This window comes from Ktedonobacter sp. SOSP1-85, assembly GCF_016587415.1.
GTDB lineage: Bacteria > Chloroflexota > Ktedonobacteria > Ktedonobacterales > Ktedonobacteraceae > Ktedonobacter.
Window position 1 is genome coordinate 1,805,603 of record NZ_BNJI01000001.1, and the last position, 16,744, is coordinate 1,822,346.

Annotated in this window: 10 protein-coding genes; 8 read left to right on the forward strand and 2 right to left on the reverse strand. The window is 51.8% G+C overall.

Annotated features, from left to right (window positions below; genetic code table 11):
• Nucleotides 1-46 precede the first annotated feature (46 nt).
• Genes KTE_RS07680 through KTE_RS07700 form a run of 5 tightly spaced genes read left to right on the forward strand, consistent with a single transcriptional unit; the run spans nucleotide 47 to nucleotide 9,201 of the window.
• The gene (locus KTE_RS07680; RefSeq protein WP_201379996.1) at nucleotides 47-4,972 is read left to right on the forward strand and encodes a hypothetical protein; all 4,926 of its coding nucleotides are present in this window, start codon (nucleotides 47-49) and stop codon (nucleotides 4,970-4,972) included.
• On the forward strand, nucleotides 4,969-5,424 hold the full coding sequence (locus tag KTE_RS07685) for a hypothetical protein (RefSeq protein ID WP_201379997.1): 456 nt from the start codon (nucleotides 4,969-4,971) through the stop codon (nucleotides 5,422-5,424). The genes KTE_RS07680 and KTE_RS07685 overlap by 4 nt, the downstream gene beginning before the upstream one ends.
• The gene (locus KTE_RS07690; protein ID WP_201379998.1) at nucleotides 5,408-6,049 is read left to right on the forward strand and encodes a hypothetical protein; all 642 of its coding nucleotides are present in this window, start codon (nucleotides 5,408-5,410) and stop codon (nucleotides 6,047-6,049) included. The genes KTE_RS07685 and KTE_RS07690 overlap by 17 nt, the downstream gene beginning before the upstream one ends.
• Nucleotides 6,027-8,654, forward strand: coding sequence for an Hsp70 family protein (locus KTE_RS07695; RefSeq protein WP_201379999.1), 2,628 nt, complete (start codon nucleotides 6,027-6,029; stop codon nucleotides 8,652-8,654). The genes KTE_RS07690 and KTE_RS07695 overlap by 23 nt, the downstream gene beginning before the upstream one ends.
• Nucleotides 8,655-8,706: 52 nt before the next feature.
• Nucleotides 8,707-9,201, forward strand: a complete 495-nt coding sequence (locus tag KTE_RS07700; RefSeq protein ID WP_007906859.1) for a zinc ribbon domain-containing protein — start codon at nucleotides 8,707-8,709, stop codon at nucleotides 9,199-9,201.
• 17 nt (nucleotides 9,202-9,218) lie between these two features.
• Here the strand turns inward: KTE_RS07700 and KTE_RS07705 are convergent, their stop codons facing one another.
• Nucleotides 9,219-10,919 carry a WD40 repeat domain-containing serine/threonine protein kinase gene (locus tag KTE_RS07705; RefSeq protein ID WP_201380001.1) on the reverse strand — a complete coding sequence of 567 codons (1,701 nt, stop codon included), beginning with the start codon at nucleotides 10,917-10,919 and terminating at the stop codon, nucleotides 9,219-9,221.
• A 338-nt stretch (nucleotides 10,920-11,257) separates the two neighbouring features.
• Between KTE_RS07705 and KTE_RS07710 the strand changes: the two genes are divergently transcribed.
• A complete protein-coding gene (locus KTE_RS07710) occupies nucleotides 11,258-14,089 on the forward strand; it encodes a LuxR C-terminal-related transcriptional regulator (RefSeq protein WP_201380003.1) in 2,832 nt (943 codons plus the stop codon).
• Nucleotides 14,090-14,152: 63 nt separating this feature from the next.
• Here the strand turns inward: KTE_RS07710 and KTE_RS07715 are convergent, their stop codons facing one another.
• On the reverse strand, nucleotides 14,153-15,319 hold the full coding sequence (locus KTE_RS07715) for an RNA-guided endonuclease TnpB family protein (protein WP_201380005.1): 1,167 nt from the start codon (nucleotides 15,317-15,319) through the stop codon (nucleotides 14,153-14,155).
• A 643-nt stretch (nucleotides 15,320-15,962) separates the two neighbouring features.
• Here KTE_RS07715 and KTE_RS07720 point away from each other — a divergent pair.
• Nucleotides 15,963-16,232, forward strand: a complete 270-nt coding sequence (locus KTE_RS07720; RefSeq protein ID WP_236600318.1) for a hypothetical protein — start codon at nucleotides 15,963-15,965, stop codon at nucleotides 16,230-16,232.
• A 167-nt stretch (nucleotides 16,233-16,399) separates the two neighbouring features.
• Nucleotides 16,400-16,729, forward strand: coding sequence for a PadR family transcriptional regulator (locus KTE_RS07725; protein ID WP_201380008.1), 330 nt, complete (start codon nucleotides 16,400-16,402; stop codon nucleotides 16,727-16,729).
• Nucleotides 16,730-16,744: the final 15 nt, after the last annotated feature.

The window sequence follows — 16,744 nt, forward strand, 5'->3', positions numbered from 1 at the left end:
ATACTTATGCAGGTACGGCAGAAAGATTCTGGAAAGTTACACGCGTATGGAACCAAAGACATCTTTTTGGGATAAATTTACAAGTGAGGGGCGTCTCAAGAAGCAATGGGAGCAGGCGCTAGCGGAACCTGATCCTTCGGTCGCTCTGGTGCTTTTGCGCAAAGTACGAAAACAAATGCATCATTCGCCAACTAAATCCATCCATTTATGGCTTCCCTTCCTAGAAACGCTTCTTGATCAGAGCCGCCTGCCTCACTTAAGCGAGGATGACCTGGCAGCGGTAGAAGATATGGGCAATATGCTTGTCACAAGCAGCCCTGAGGAGCTCAATGGAGTACGCCCCGCCGATATATGGTTACGAGCTGCCCGGGCCTACGAAGCACGTAACCAACCCGTTCAGGCGTGTAAGCTGTTTGCTCTCACATATCGCAACCCTTCCACCAACCGTGAGGAGAGAGTTTACTGTGCTCATGCATTAGCTCGAAACGAGGTGCTTGAGGATGATGTCCTCGACATATACATAGACCATATTCAATCAATACCCCAGGTGTATGCTGAATCGACCATCTTAGCGTTACTTACCCGTTTGTGTAATCTCGACTTTTCTGTGGAACATACCCAGCTCAAACGCATATTTCAAATCACAGAGCGCCTGGCTCCCCTTCATATTTTAGTTCCTCACATGCGTACTACCCAAGGGCTCTACAGTTTACTCATTGAGGATTCACCCGCTGAAGCGAGTACGTATTTTAGCAGTGCCCTGGTTGCAGACCCTAACGATAGGACCGCCCGTATTGGGCAGCTGGCTTCCTGGATCCAACTTGGCAGATATGGCGAGGTGAAGGATCATTTCCCAAACTCGGAGTATATGCAAGACCCCGTGATCGCGGGACTATTTCAGCTATGCACAATCATTGAATGGCTCGACACAAGCGTTCTCCCTGGCCCGTTGCCATGCTCTGTTGAAGACGTTGCTCGTCTCAAAGAGCTACATTTACACATCTATGTCGGCGATATAGCTGAGGCAACCCTTGGACGCATATGCTTGCTAAACGGCGATATCCAGCAAGCGGCTCATCTGCTTTCACCTCTTGCCGAAAAGTGTCCAGAATATCCTCAATGGGGCTACTATGCGGCCTGGGCAGAAATCCTCTCCGGCAATCGCGAGAGCGCGGTACGTTGCCTTCGGGCACTTGCGAACTGGTCAGGGCGCTGGACAGTCGCCTGCCTGCTCCTGGAGATAGATCCCGCCCTGGAGCAACAACAGATGCAGGAACTTCTCACAGAAATGAAGAGAAATCCTGAACAGCATTCGCGTGCACATATTATAGAGATACGCCTCGCCCTAGCAAGGGAAGGCTTTTCCGGTACCCACCTGAGGGAGGTAGAAACAACATACCTCGTTGAGGAGATAGAGGTGCTACGCACAAGGTTGGCCTGCTCGGTACGTAGCGGGGAGCAGGAGGTAACGAATCGATTGATTGCACACCCCCTCTTCGCGCGCTTGCCTCTTGCCGATCAGTTCTTCTGGCGGGGAGTACAGGCGTTACGCTGGCAGGACCAGGCTCAGGGGATCACTCTCCTGGAAAAAGCAGCCCTGACGCTCTCTCACCATCAAGCACGGCTTCTCCTGGCAGTTCTTTTTTTGCGCGAGGGCAAACTCAATACGGGAAAGCGCCACCTGAATGAGGTCTTTCCCGGGCGGCGCGATAGCAAAATACGCTTGCTTCAGGCATATGTGGAGGGACGCGAGGGACAGCTGGATAGAGCTATCGAGCTCAATGAACGTCTGGCTGAAGAGGGTCTGGCTAAAGCCTACTACGTTCTAGGCCATCTCTATTTGTACAAAACCACACAAAGTGTCCTACCACAGGAACAGCTTCAAAGATACCGTACCCAGGCAGCGATGGCATGGCGGAAAGCGTTAGATCAAGGTAGACAAACACTACCAGGTAATAGTGAAGTACTTTCATGGTGCGCTCATTTTATTGCCTTCTCTGAGCAGCGGGCTGAAACCTACCCAAAGCTCTGGCACGCCTACCGAGCACTGACACCTGCACAGCGAGAACCATGGCTCATGTGGTATGTAGCATTGGGTCTTCTATGGTATGGAAGCTTCCATGACGTCGCTAGTGCTGTTACGGAACTGCAAACAGTACTGGAGGCTGTGGAGCACTTAGAGCCAGTAGCTCTCTGCGAACTCGCTCAAGCAATTGCCCATATGGTTAGCGAGGGAAAGCAAAGAGAACAGGCACGTTTATTGCTTCCATTCCTGGAGCAACTAGCGGCACAGAGCAGGAAGCACCCGAAAATTCGGATCGCATGCCAGATAGGAGTGGCGGCTGCGCTACACATTCTCTATGTGAATGCCGATGGGCAACAGCGCCGGGCACTACGACAGGATGTGGCTCAGCGCATACTGCAAGATCCAGACAACAGGCAATTGCAGATCTTGCTTGCCTTTATCTACAGCCACAACAGCCAACGCGAGGAAGCCAGCACCATTCTGCGTACAATCGTACCCAATGACACCTGGCTCGGTCGTGTTTGCTCCATACTGGCTGACCTCTTACATGGACGTATTAACCCATCTCACGACGTCTCACCCGGAGAAACCTCACCGGAACGAGCGCAGTTTAGTAAAAGCCTGAGTATGGTGCTGGCTTTCAACAGCGGGAAGGCAGAACAGGGCTACGAAGCGCTTCTCCGCCAGCAGGCGCGAAAGAGCCTGACCCCCTTTTATATAGAACGTGTTCTTCCTTTATTGACCATCTATGCGCTCAATAAAGGCAGCGTCCCCGCCTTCATTCCCAAAATTCTTACCGATCTATCACACTCAAGACAATCGCGCGAACAGGCAGCCTCGCTGGCACGAGTTGCGGCAGTGCTTGGTGAAACAGCATCAGCCTCTCGTCTATGGGAACAGGCACTGCGCGACGCAGATGATAACCAACAGACAGCTAGCTGGCAGCAGGAGTGCTTTCGCTTCTTAAGCCACCAAGCGGTTACGGCGCTCGCTGAAAGGGAATATCTTGAAGCTTCCAGGTATTTACGGCAAGCTGCCCATTGGGCAGGAGCAAAGCCAAATGGGACCGAAACGAAACAGATGTTACTGGAGCGAGCACGCAAAATCGAATTACGGGCCGCAACCATGCGCTTGCTTGCGTTCCTCTTTCCGGGCTTCGATGATGTAGAGGTTGTACCGGGGCGATACCACGCTATAGGCCAGGTCATTGGGCAGCATCCCCAACTTGCCACGGCACTTGTGAACGATGATCACGAACAGATAAAGCACGAATGGGGCCTGGCACTGCAAGAGCATCAGGCGGAAGTGCCTTTTATGCACCTCATCAGCGTTCTCTATAGAGAAGTGGCCCTGGCAAAGCTTGCCAGACAGGAGGACGCAGAAAGGGACTGGGAGGTAAGCACGGCTCTCTGGGTCCTGCTGCTAAGTTCAGAAACCTTCTGGTACTACTTTGCGTTGATGCGGGGAATAAATGAACAGGGAGGGCGTTCTACCCTGGACCCATTCCAACAGGAGGAGGTGTGGCATGATGCACTCGATACCATCCTCACTTTTCACAGCACAAGCGGGAAGAAGGATTTCGCGACCGGAAACTACCAGCGGGCGCGAACCCACTCGCGTTGCCTTGACATCTGCCGGTCAGGAGAACAACAGTTATGCTCTTCCCTCAGTACATATGGGCTTCCTTATGCGATAGATATCGATAATCGCAGAATACAGTACGTTAGCAGCCAGGCAAGCAAGTTACTCAATGAATGGGGAGCATCGCTGCTGATGGACGCAGAGAAGGCTCTCCAGAACGCCGAGGAGATTAAAAGCCTTCCCTCAGGTATCCGCCAAAACTACCCGGGAGGCATTGATCTGCTTGAACCTTTTATCTTGCTTGATGTTCCCATTACGCGCGTCCTGGTAACATGCCTCGATTGGTACAACGATTGGAGTTACGATCTGTACCTCAACATGGGCAAACAAGAAATGCAGCGAATCGTGATGCGGGCCAGCGCGATAGCAGACCGTTTGCTTCCTCTCTGCGAAAAGAAAAATGCCTATGCGCCCGAGAACCAGGCGCTCGCGAGACACTTGAACTACCGCGGCTACGTGCGCGATAATTCTCTGCTTTCCATACGAGATTACGAAGCCTCACTATCCTGGAGCCCGGGTTACACCAATTCAGAGGAAATGCTGGAAGATGCACGCGTTCAGGCGCTTGTACAGCTCAAACGGGATCTGCATGCCTACGCAGAAAAGGGGGAGTTTGAACGAGCGTACCAGGCTATTGACGAGGCGGAACCGCTTATACAGAGTCCATCGGGGCTCCAGGCAGAACACGCCACAATTTGTCTCCGCCATGGACGCTGGCTTGCCTCAGAGGGACGTTATACAGAGGCCCTAAGCCGTGGAAAGCAAGCTGCTATCCTCAATCCTCAGAACCCTGCTACGCAGCAACTCATCCAGGAGATGGAAGAGCTTGTACCCGAAGAGGACAATGCGCGTCTGCTCAAGGAGGCAGAGGAGGCACTGGCCAAGAATTTCTTTGATCAGGCCCTTCAGAATATAGCGCGAGTGCCCTCAACATCGCGCCTGAGTAGAAGGGCGCGTCAACTCCACATAACTGCATATTATCAGCATGGTATCACTTGCACCAATCTGGGTCAGCTTGAGAAGGCGGATAAATACTTGAGACAAGCCCTGGAGTTGGATACAGAGCACGAAAATAACAAGATGATCACACAACAGCTTTCTACGGTCCTAGCGCAGATGGCACTCAAGTATGTAGAAGAGGGGAAAAATGCCTCTACAGAAAATCACCTGGCCAGGGCAATGCTCATTTTCGCAAGGGGCCTTTTAGAAGAAGCGCTGGAGTTTAATAGTGCGAATAACCCAGCAAAGACACAGCTTGATCAGTTAAATAAACATCTTTCATCTGAGAGAGAGACCAAAAAATGATCACACCTGAGAAACCAAATCCTTTTCATATCCTTCGGCTGTCAACGCGGGCAACCCTGGCGGAGATCGTCGCTCGTGGAGAGGAACTGTACCAACTTGCTGAATCAAAAGAAGAGGAGATGCTCTTCCGCTGGGCAACTGAACAATTAAAGACCAATGTACGTACTCGCCTGGCATACGAGCTATTTGAGTTCCCTGAGGCGCAGTATGAAGACGAAGAGTGGGAGGCTTTTATACGTAGGCATCGAAGAAAGCCCGTGACCCTGGCAACGTTAGCGCAGGAGACCCCCCCTCTGAGCGTAGAAGATGTGAATGCGACGGAACTGCTTCAGCAGCTTTTGGAGAGCGAAATAACCATAGCGGAAGCCGACCCGGAACCCGTGCTTCATAGCTCACCATTTGTGCCCAGATATACGTTGCCGTTGGAGGAATGGGATGTCATCTGCGGGTAACTTACCTGATTGGAGCATTTTTAAAGAGCGTGAGGCACTCCCTCTGGAATACGAGTTGCTTTCACCAGCTGCAGAGGTAGCGGCCTTACTACGTGTCCATTATGCCTCCCTCACCGAGGGTCGCCGGGCCGAGGCAGAAGCATTTCAAACCAGTTTTGCGGCCCTGGCGGAACAGGCTGTACTAGTGGCTCAGCTAGAAATGCTTTTGCAGCGCTCTTCATCGTCTTTTTCCAGCTCAGACCCGGGCAGCCGCCTCCAAGGGAGGCAGGAGACATTGCCACGCCTCTATAAGTCTCTCTGCATCATTAAAGATCAAATGCTTGAAGCCCTGACATCTGCTGGTATTGAGATAGAATTTCCGCTCGGCAAATCATATGAAGAGGTCGCCGATTTTGTGGAAATTGAGCAGTGGCGACACCAGCAACACCTGACTGAAGAGATAGTCATAGACGTCTATGAACCCATCATACGCATGCTCCAGGCTCACCAAGGCCCCGCACTGGTTCGAGCCGGACGGGTTGTGATGGGGGCACCACTTGAGTCCGAGCCAAGAGATGGCAATCATCATGCAGTCGCACGTTCATACGAGGAGCATAAAGAGAATGGCCAGGCAACAAATCAGTAAAGCGATCGGTATCGACCTGGGCACCACCAATAGCGCGGTCGCCATAATGAACCCCACCGATACAGATATAGTGTTGCATAAAGATCCTAAAACAAAGCGAGAGACCACGCCAAGTTGTGTCTGGAAGGATCCCCGGAGCCTACAAAAAATTGTTGGCACCAAAGCTTTTCAGCGCATCGGGACGACGCCTGAACCCATTAGATCGGTCAAACGCGTCATGGGCAAACGAACATCGGTACGCCTGGGGGATGAACAACTGACGCCGGAACAGGTATCTTCGCTGATACTACGCGAAATGAAACAGCAAATTGAAGAAGATGTCGCGCGTTTTTCCAGTGAGAGCGCAGAATGGATCGTTGATCGCGCTATTGTGACTGTGCCCGCCTATTTTGACCAGCCTCAGATAGAGGCAACACGCAAGGCCGCTGAGATGGCTGGATTTCAAGTGTTGGAGTTATTGCATGAGCCAACCGCTGCCGCAAGCTACTACTGCTGGCAAAACCAGGTACAGAATGGAATCTTCCTGGTCTACGATTTTGGTGGAGGTACCTTTGACGTCTCCATCCTGCGTAGTATTGAGGGAGCATTTGAGGTTCTAGGTATTAGTGGAAACAACCGGCTGGGTGGTGATGACATTGATAGTATACTGGCCGAAGAATTGCGTCAACGCCTATTAAGTGAAGAGTATGCTCTCGACCTGGACATAAAAAATGACCTTGAGGATCGCCACCGCTTTGAAAAGCTCAGACTCCTGGCTGAGGGCGTGAAGAAGGCGCTTTCTACGTCAGATGAGTTCATATTACGCAGTCAGTCAAGTCTCTATGATAAGCAGGGACAGCCCGTCAACATTGATATCCCATTTGAGCGCGACGAAATCGAGGCACTCATGCGGCCCATTATCGCAAGAACCATCCCCTATTGCTACCAGGCCTTGGAGCTCGCGCAGAAAAAGGCCGGTATTACCCTGGCCGATATCGATGCCATCATTCTCGCAGGCGGAACGACACATATTCCGTTGGTGCGAGAGCTCGTGCGCCAGACATTTTGTGCTGATCCAACGGCCTCTGACCCCCGAGCAAAATGTACTGAGCCTGTTTATAAGAAGGTCGACACTATTGTAGCTTTAGGAGCCGCGATTCGCGCCTCTGCCACCGGCGGAGTAATCAACTATGATGCACAGCGCTCCGTACGTGTACTCTTCCGTGGGATTAGCGTCACCGCCACCAGACAAGTCACCATTGGAGGGCGAGTTGAGGCGCTTGCCCCTGACCTCGATCTTACCGATGGATACATCCGGCTCACCATTCCAGATCTAAGCTTTGAGGATGAGCAAGCGTTGAAAAGAGGCAATTCTTTCGGCTTTACACGTGTCCCGTTACAAACTTCAGCCGAGAATCTACTCACGTTTGAGATTTTTAGCGGTAGCGATACCCTGATCGCGACCGTGAATCACTCCATAAGCCAGAGCAAGGATGCGTTACGCCCAACCGGTGGTTCTAGTGGAACCGCCTTGCTCTCCAAAGCTCTCTCTCTAGAAGTCAGCCGCGATGGCAAACCATATAGGAAGGAACTCATCAAGGCGCTGAGCACCTTACCTGCCAGCCAAGATGACGTCTTTTATCACCCCGGCAATACGCAGCGACTCCGCTTACCTTTATACCAACAGAAGAAAATGGTCAAAGAAATTGTCATTGAGGACCTTCCCACTCTGGCGAAAGGAACCCCCGTTCACTTTACGCTTCACGTCGACGAACTGGCAGGTATAACTGTCAAAGGCACAATTGGCAAGAAAACCTTTGAGACGCAGATCGAGCCTCCACCAGAGCGAAAGCCGCCGACTGCCACTGAAGTAGAGGCTCTCGATGAGTCATTTCAAAAATTGACAACAACACTGCACACTCAGAAGAAGAGCCGTGTTGAAGAACAATATAAAAAGGCAAGAGAGAGCTACGAGGCCGCTGTTGAGAAAGAGGAGCTTGAACAGGCCGTTCATGATTTTGAGGAGTTGGAGGAGCTAGTTGCAAGCATTGCTCCCACTCAGAGCTCAATTGAACCTCCACGAGACGTGTTTGAGAAGGTTGTGGGGGAGTGTCTCAATCTCAAAAATTTTGTTGAAGCACTATCTACCTATTCAGGAATTACCCAGCAAGGCTATAATAGTCGAGAAATCAGCAAGGCAATCGAGACTCAACAAATACAAGGCGATCAGGCATTCCAAGCTGGAGACCAGACCAGATATACAAATGCACTTGTTGCGCTCTATGCCTTGCGTGACCATCTAGCGCTTTTGTATGCCAAGGCTGTGAAAAGTGAAAATACTCTCTCAGAATCTGAAAAGGCGGCAAGCTATATCCATAGTATCCTTGTGGAGGCGACAGAAATTGATCAAATTGCCACTGGGAGGAAACGGAAAGATTTTCAGAACGAAATCATCCTCATCAAGAATCAACTCAATGCGGCAGCACGGGATATCCAGACCAATCCTCTGTTGGTACAGCATCGGGCCAATCAAGCCTGGGTACGTCTCCAACAGATAAAGAACGTTTTGGTCAACTCCCAAGAAGATGGAGACGATGGCAAGTTGGTAGAGGACCATACCTCATAGTATGGAGCATTCTCCAATCAATAAACACAATGCCACACAGGAGAGTTGCGAAATGAAAGTATCATGCCCCGAAAGTAGCTGCCAGGCCGAGAATGATGCACGCGCACAAGAATGCAGGCGTTGTGGAACACCGCTGCAAAGCTATGTACGGTTGCTTCAATATCCAGCGCAGCTCTTTAATGCTGGACTCCTCAAGGCGCGTAATGGTTCTTTTGAGCAGGCACGCGATCTCTTTGCGGCGGTGGTGTACTGGTGCCCGAAGGATATCGAGGCCCGTAATGCCCTGGCGCTGGCGTGTTTCGAATTACATGATTTGATGGAGGCCCAGCACCAATGGAAACAAGTGCTAGCCCAGTCACCAACTAATGTGCTTGCCCTACAAGGGATAAAGTACATTGAGGCGGAGCACCCATGGGATGATGTGCTCCCAGGGAGCACATCATCTCCACCCCCCTCTGTTGCTACGCAGATGCCAGTCCCAAGGTCCGGCAAGAAAGGCCTCTTTCACAAAAGGAAGAGTCCACAGAGAAGAGATCGTAGGGGATGAATCGGTCTCCAAGGGTGTTATGATGCCTGCCATATCAGGATTACGCGATCCAAACCGCCAGAGGCAATACGGGCGTTGATGGGAGAAACATCAGGTGACCAGGCAAGGGAGCGTACGCCGCGCACGTGCCCTCGATAGATATGCACAAGCTTTCCGGTCGAGGCCTCCCAGATATGGATAGTTTTCTCATCATCGCCCGAGGCAATAAAGGACCCGTCAGAGGACCACGCCAACGCAAATATGCCAGCTGTATGGCCCTGATACTCCTGAACTAAGCGTCCGCTCGGTACCTCGCGTACCTGGACTGTTTGATCATAACTTGCAGAGGCAAGCAGTGCGCCATCGGGGGACCACGCCAGCGCGTAGACACCGGCACGGCCCCCATAGGTCAATACCTGCCTACCGCTGAGAATATCATGGACATGCACAGTGGTGTCATAGCTCGCAGAGGCAAGAAGCTTCCCTTTGGGGGACCACACAACGGCTAAAATATCGTCAATATGTCCATGATACGTAGAGAGCGTCTTACCAGTAGTTGGCTCCCACACACGTACGGATCGATCGCTACCAGCAGAAGCAAGATAAGTGCCATCAGGTGACCAGGCAACAGCAAAGACATCATCAGTATGTTCCTGATACATTCGTACGGGCTTTCTGGTCATAGCCTCCCATATCTGGACGGTCCTGTCACTACTTGCGGAAGCAAGACAGGTGCCGTCAGGCGACCAGGCAACGGCTGTGACGTCACGGCGATGCCCTGTATAAGTGGCAAGGAGTTGACTGGTCTCGGGATCCCAAAGGGCAACAGTTTTTCCGTTGCTTGAGGCAAGATAGAGGCCATTGGGGGACCAGGCAAGAGATGTTATCAGATCAATATGCGTGTCGAGGACAAGGAGCGTCGTCCCCAATGGTGGTTTACTGGCTTTCTCTAAAGCCTCTGCAAACTCGCCTACGCTAGCGAAACGTTGCCCAGGATCTTTTGCCAGCGCCTTCATTACCACCTGCTCTACTTCAAGGGGAATAGTGGGGTCTTGTTCGCGTAAACCAGGGGGAAATACAGTCAAATGTTTGACAGCCAGTTCTGCCATAGTGCCCAGGAAGGGAGGCACACCAACCAACCATTCGTACACGATTGTAGCAAGTGCGTACTGATCACTCGCTCGCACAGGCCTGGCCTGTATTTGCTCTGGTGCCATATAGACTGGCGTTCCGGCCACGCCCGAGGTGTGAGAGGGATTCCAGCTATGTGAAGAGGTCACAATCCCAAAGTCACTCAACAGAATTTTTCCCCGGGAATCAATGAGCATATTTTCCGGCTTCACGTCACGGTGAACCAATCCATCATCATGAGCGAATTGAAGCGCAGCGCCAACCTGGTTCACATAGGAAACTATCGTTTTAAGCGGAAGTGGGATGCCTGGTGGATGTAACTGGCGAAGCGTCCCCCCAGAAATGTAGTCCATGACAATAAATGGGAGATCCTCATCGAGGCCAAAGTCTCTGATGCGCATAATGTGAGGATGATCCAGGCGAAAAGCACGAGCCTCATTGAGGAAGCTTCGTAAATTGTCCTTGTTCAACCGTGCTCGCAAAATTTTGACCGCAAACAGCTTTTTGTGGTGGATATGTTCAGCGAGATAGACTTCACCAAAACTTCCCTTTCCTAACTGTCGCAGAAGATGATAATTATCTATAGTTCGTCCTGAATAATCCACCATGCTCTTCTATTCTCGCTACAGAATTTTTCAGGTAGGTCACATAAGTCAGTGCCGCACCTGCTCAAATTGTAGAGGAGCGAATAGAAGTATGTCAAGGCACAAAATACCCATTAATCCAATCCACACCTTTTCTCATCTCCGCCAAATCGCGTACGGGCGCGTCCGTCGATCAAAGGGGGCCGTCTGAACGAACACGCTCACACGTCCCACGCGCAACCCCTACCGCCGCACCTTCTCTATCACCAGGGTCCTCTTGTAGCTACGCTCTCTTTCGTATGCTATACTCATCCTTGCCAGTTCATGAGGTGAATAGGCAGAAGAAACAACGGAGAGAAACGATGTCACAGGCTTCAAGTAAGAGCAGTATGCTTCTGTTACAGACCAAACTCGCTCATCCGCAACTTCCTCTGGCATTGGTACCAAGAGAGCGCTTGCTTAGGGACTTGGACGCAGTGTCTGCTCACCGCTTAACCCTGCTTTCTGCCTCTGCTGGCAGCGGAAAGACCACGCTGCTCTCCACATGGGCGATCCACATGCGTTCTTCTGCGCGCAAGGTTGCTTGGCTTTCGCTCGATGAATGGGACAATGACCCCATCCGCTTCTGGGCCTCGGTCATCGCGGCTCTGCGCACATACCTGCCTGCTGTCGGAGAGGACGCGCTCCACATGCTCTCTACCCCGCAGCCGGCGCCGATCCAGGCAATCTTGACAACACTCATCAATGAGATCCTGGAGCAGGGTAGCGAGATTACCCTGGTGCTGGACGACTATCAGATGATTGAGGACCAAGCGATTCACGAAGCCCTCACGTTCCTGCTCGACCATCTGCCAGTCAATCTGCATCTGGTGCTTGCCAGTCGTATCGATCCTGACTTGCCGCTCTCTCGCTGGCGTATGCGGGGCCAGATGCTCGAAATCCGCGATCCTGATCTGTGCTTTACCCAAGAAGAGGCGACCAGCTTTCTTGTTCAGGCACCGGGTTTCCCCTTCTCGGTGGAAGAGGTGAACTTGTTACAGGATCGCACTCAAGGCTGGATTGCGGGCTTGCAACTGGCCACGTTGGCTTTACGCAGGCGAGAGGACCGGGCAACCTTTCTCCAGACCTTTACGGGGGGTCATCGGTATCTCATGGATTATATCCAGCAGGAGGTTCTGAAACAACAGCCCCTGCCTCTGCAGCAGTTCTTGCTTCAGGTTGCTGTGCTTCCACGCATGAATGCGGATCTGTGTCTGGCTGTAACCGATGAACCTCGCAGCCAGGAGTTTCTGGAGGTGCTGGAACGCAATAACCTTTTCCTGATCCCTCTGGATGAAGAGCGGCGATGGTATCGCCTGCACGATCTCTTTCGCGAGGTCTTGTTGGCGCGTTTGCAGGCGACACAGCATGAGCTGTTGCCGGTCTTACACCTGAGAGCAGCGCGCTGGTATGAGGAGCATGATGCGTTGCGGGAAGCCATTGCACACGCCTTGCAAGCTGGTGATTTTGTGTACGCAGCCCTCTTGATGGAGCGTGCAGCAGAGCACATGTGGCAGAGTGGCGAGGTGAAGACGATGCATAGTTGGATCAAGATGTTGCCAGAAGCCGTATTACGAGTACACGCGCGCATTGCTCTTACCACTATGCTCAATCTGCTTCGCAGCACGCAATATTCCCCAGAAAAGCAACGGACCAAAGTAATGGCTCAAGTTGACGAAATCATAGTGCGCGTGGAGCAAGCGTCCCAGTGCAAAGACCATGCAACTCTGCCAGAGCAAGATGCCACTTGGCTCACTCAGCATATCCGCCTGTTGCGTTTGATAAGCGCCATTCAGCCTGCTTTCCTGGCAGGAGATGCAGAGCAACTGGAGCGCATCGCTCTGGAAATATTGGCTCTGATTGGAAAAGAAGAGGCGGATTGGAAAGTGTTCGCCACCTATAGCTTGATGGTGAGCTATGAGATACAAGGCAAGCTCGCTTCGCTCCTCCCCTACTTGGAGCAAGAGACGCAAGAATACGATCTATCGCGAAATTACCATATGGCCTTCACTGCCAGGGGGCGGCTAGCAGGTGCTTATCTCAGCACAGGGCTGCTTCGCCAGGCTCGCAAAACGTACCTGGAAATGTTGGATCTGTTCGCGTCTCGCCCCAACATCGCGCTTGAGGAAGCGGCGGTAGGCTATGTCTATCTTGGGCTGGCTATGCTCTCCTATGAATGGAATCAATTGGAAGAGGTAGACGCCTGGTACCAAAAACTGCTTCCTCTGGCGCAGGTCTCGCAGAATATGCATCTGCGCATACGGGAAACGAGCAACCGCGTCCACTTCGCTACTAGAATGGGCGATATACCAAAGGCTGAAGCGGCATTGAAAGAATTCGAGAGCCTCGTTCAAGACCATAGGTATGCTACCTATCGCTCTACCATAATAAGCCAGCGCATCGAGATCTGGTTGGCCCAGGGCAATCTGGCCGAGGCATCCAACTGGGCTGCTGACACCGACCTCAATTTTCAGGAGTTGGCTGTCACGCGGGAATTGGAATACGTGGCTCTGGCTCGCGTCTATCGCGCTCAACGGAAGTATACAGAGGCATGGCATCTGCTGGAACGGATGCGCACCCGCACAGAAAGCGATCAGCGAGGATCAGATCTCATCTCCATTCTGGCGCTCCAGGTGGTTGTATTGCAAGAATGGGGAGAAACGGAGCAAGCAAGAAAACTGGCTCTGCGCCTGCTCACCGAAACTGCGCAGGAGGGCTATGTTCGCGTGTATCTGGAGGCAGGAGAACCAATGAAGCAGGTGCTGCAAAGCTGCCTCGATGCACCTCAAGACGAGGAACAAAGCAGATTTGCTGCTTCTCGCACGTATGTCTCAACTCTGCTGGCAGCTTTCGAGCAGGAGCAGCCGCGCGCGCAAAGAAGAGATGCCTTTCCTGTCCCTCCTCAACAGATTCTAGCGCAAGTGCCATACAACACCTCTGCTGACGCTGCGGCAGCACTCATCGAACCGCTAAGTCCCCAGGAGCGACGTGTGCTGCGCCTGCTCGTCGCCGGACGCTCCAATCCGGAGATTGCGAGCGCCCTGGTGGTCTCGGTCAATACGGTGAAGACGCATCTGCAGAGCATGTATCGCAAAATGGGTGTCACCAACCGCGTAGAAGCGAGTGCAGCCGCACGTAGCCTCCATCTGCTCTAATCACTCCAACTCACCACCTCTCTTGCCTTGTGACGACTCCCCACGGATAAATCCGGGGGCTTCTCAGGAGGCTTGCGCTTCCTGAAGGCTCCGTCCGAGCCAAAGAGCTTTGATGTTTCTGGCAGCATTGTGGTCACGATCCAACTCACAGCCACATTCGCAAGAGTGCCACCTCTCAGAAAGCGTCTTCTTGCGAACCATCCCACAACCGCTACACACTTGGCTGGTGTATCTTGGGTCAACCAACACGACCTGTACCGTACCAGCGTTCTCAGCTTTGTACTGACAGAAGGCGATGAATTGACTCCAACCAGCATCCAATATACTTTTATTCAAGCCAGATTTCGCACTGGCCCCATTAGGAAGATACTTGCCTGTCTCTTCATCTTGTTTGGACTTTGCCCGTCTGGAGAGATTGGCAGGCGCGATATCCTCAAACACGATGGTTTCATAGGTGTTCACCAGACGCCGTGACCACTGGTGCAAGTAGTCATTGCGCTGATTGCGTGTCTTCCTGTGAAGCTTCGCCACGCGCTGTACGGCCTTCTTCCGTCTCTTGGACCCTCGTTTCTTTCTCTCAAGAGCCTGCTGTGCTTTGGCAAGCTTCTTCTCTACACGTCGATAGTGTTTGGGGTTTTCAATCACGTCACCAGTGGAGAGGGTTGCTAGCTTGGAAACACCCAGATCAATGCCCACTGCCTCATCGGTGTAAGGCGTGCGTGGCATCGCCTCCACTTCACAGGCTAAGCAGGCGTACCAGCAATGTCCCTCCCTCTTGATGGAGCAGGTTTTGATGGTCCCTAGCACCTTGCAATGCAGTTTGATCTTCACATGCCCTATCTTGGACAAGGCTAGACGCCCGTTCTCGATGGAAAAGCCTGCTTGTGGATAGGTGAAGCTATCATAGCGGTTTCTGCTCTGAAACCTGGGGTAGCCCGGTGTCTTGCCTTCCTTCACACGGCGAAAGAAGGCTTTAAACGCTCCCTCCACTCGCTTAAGCGTATCCTGCAAGACTTGAGAGTGGATGTCCTTGTACTCTTCCCTGATCTCCTTGATTTCAGGAAGTTGGTTGGCTTGCGCGTTGTAGGTGGTGCCTTTGCCTGTATATTTGTACATCTCACGTCGCTCTTGCAAAGCGGCATTGTACAACTCGCAACATCTGGCAAGTGTCCACTCCAACTTCTCAGCTTGCGCTTTGGTGGGATAGAGGCAATATTTAAAGGTTTTCATTCCCACGCTTCACACCCTCCCATTCAGCAAGTCTTCTCAGTGCAATCTCGATGACAGCACTTTCACTAATTCCTAATTTCTCTGCGAGCAACTTACGCAATCGCTTGCCTTCGTCACTCAGACGGATACTCGTTGGTGTTTTGTCTTTCATGTATTACATTGTAGCATATATTGAGCTACGTGGTAAGGGGATATCCACCACCCTATCCACCACAAAAGGAACGTCCCTTATATCCCTAGGGCTAAAGCCTTACACTTACACACAAGTTTGAACGTTTGTAGAAGATCCGCATGAGCATGCGAGAGAAAGACGCCAGGAAAAACGCGTAATGATGCGCAATGATGTGCTTCAAGCTTGGCGAGACACGCGGCTTCTTCTGAGAGAAGCGGGCCACTTCTCGTGTGGGAAAAACGAGGCTTGTGCAGCGCATCGCCTCCACGTTTTTTCTCCAGATCCAATAGTTGTGTGTAAGTGTAAGGGCTAAAGCCCAGGGTTTTACGGGCCGACTTGATAAATATCCTTCTTTATCACCCACCCTGAATCACCCACTTGAATCACCCACCTGGATGAGTCTGACTCACCCAGATCTTCTCTATACTCTTCTTATGAAATGAAAGAGATGGAACGGAGGATACACGCGAGATGCATTGCCACATCTATGTGAAAGGGCACCTGGACCCGTCCTGGCAAGAATGGCTGGGAGGATTAACCATTCTCCATGATGATGCCACGGGAACGACTCTGCTCACGGGCACGCTCCTCGATCAGGCGGCGCTGCATGGAGTGCTGGGAACGCTGCGCCGCTTGAATCTGAGCCTTCTTTCCCTGGAAACGGATGAAATACCCCAGGCTGAGGAGTCGCCCTTTTCTTCGCTTGACTTTGTCCATCTTGAGGAAAAGAAACAGACATGAAAGCCTCTTGAGAGCAAAGCAAAGCTGACCAAAGCCATATCTTGTCATTTTCACCAGGGAGGTCACAGAAGAACGGGGATTCGGTTTGTTCAACAAAGTATCATCATCAGAATAATACCTTGACAATCATAGTACTGTGGTGTATACTCCAAACACGAGGTGATGATATGAGTGAAAACAAACTGACTTCCGACCTGCTACGCGGACATACCGATACGATGATTTTACGGCTCTTATCGGAAGCTGACCGCTACGGCTACGAGATTGTCAAGCTGATCGCTGAGCGCTCGGGTGGGGAATATGAATTAAAAGAAGCCACCATGTACTCCAGCGTTCGGCGCCTTGAGAGCGACGGGGATATCGAATGGTACTGGGGCGATGAATCTCAGGGCGGAAGAAGAAAATACTTCCGGATTACGGAAAAAGGGAAAGCAACCTACGATCGCAACAAACACAACTGGGAGTACGCGAAGCGCGTGCTAGAGAACTTATTGTAAAAGAAAGGTATTGAT

What these genes read in the sequence shown, in the direction of transcription:
- KTE_RS07680 (WP_201379996.1), top strand. Translation starts at nt 47, where the DNA reads ATGGAACCAAAGACATCTTTTTGGGATAAATTTACAAGTGAGGGGCGT.
- KTE_RS07685 (WP_201379997.1), top strand. Translation starts at nt 4,969, where the DNA reads ATGATCACACCTGAGAAACCAAATCCTTTTCATATCCTTCGGCTGTCA.
- KTE_RS07690 (WP_201379998.1), top strand. Translation starts at nt 5,408, where the DNA reads ATGTCATCTGCGGGTAACTTACCTGATTGGAGCATTTTTAAAGAGCGT.
- KTE_RS07695 (WP_201379999.1), top strand. Translation starts at nt 6,027, where the DNA reads ATGGCCAGGCAACAAATCAGTAAAGCGATCGGTATCGACCTGGGCACC.
- KTE_RS07700 (WP_007906859.1), top strand. Translation starts at nt 8,707, where the DNA reads ATGAAAGTATCATGCCCCGAAAGTAGCTGCCAGGCCGAGAATGATGCA.
- KTE_RS07705 (WP_201380001.1), bottom strand. Translation starts at nt 10,919, where the DNA reads ATGGTGGATTATTCAGGACGAACTATAGATAATTATCATCTTCTGCGA.
- KTE_RS07710 (WP_201380003.1), top strand. Translation starts at nt 11,258, where the DNA reads ATGTCACAGGCTTCAAGTAAGAGCAGTATGCTTCTGTTACAGACCAAA.
- KTE_RS07715 (WP_201380005.1), bottom strand. Translation starts at nt 15,319, where the DNA reads ATGAAAACCTTTAAATATTGCCTCTATCCCACCAAAGCGCAAGCTGAG.
- KTE_RS07720 (WP_236600318.1), top strand. Translation starts at nt 15,963, where the DNA reads ATGCATTGCCACATCTATGTGAAAGGGCACCTGGACCCGTCCTGGCAA.
- KTE_RS07725 (WP_201380008.1), top strand. Translation starts at nt 16,400, where the DNA reads ATGAGTGAAAACAAACTGACTTCCGACCTGCTACGCGGACATACCGAT.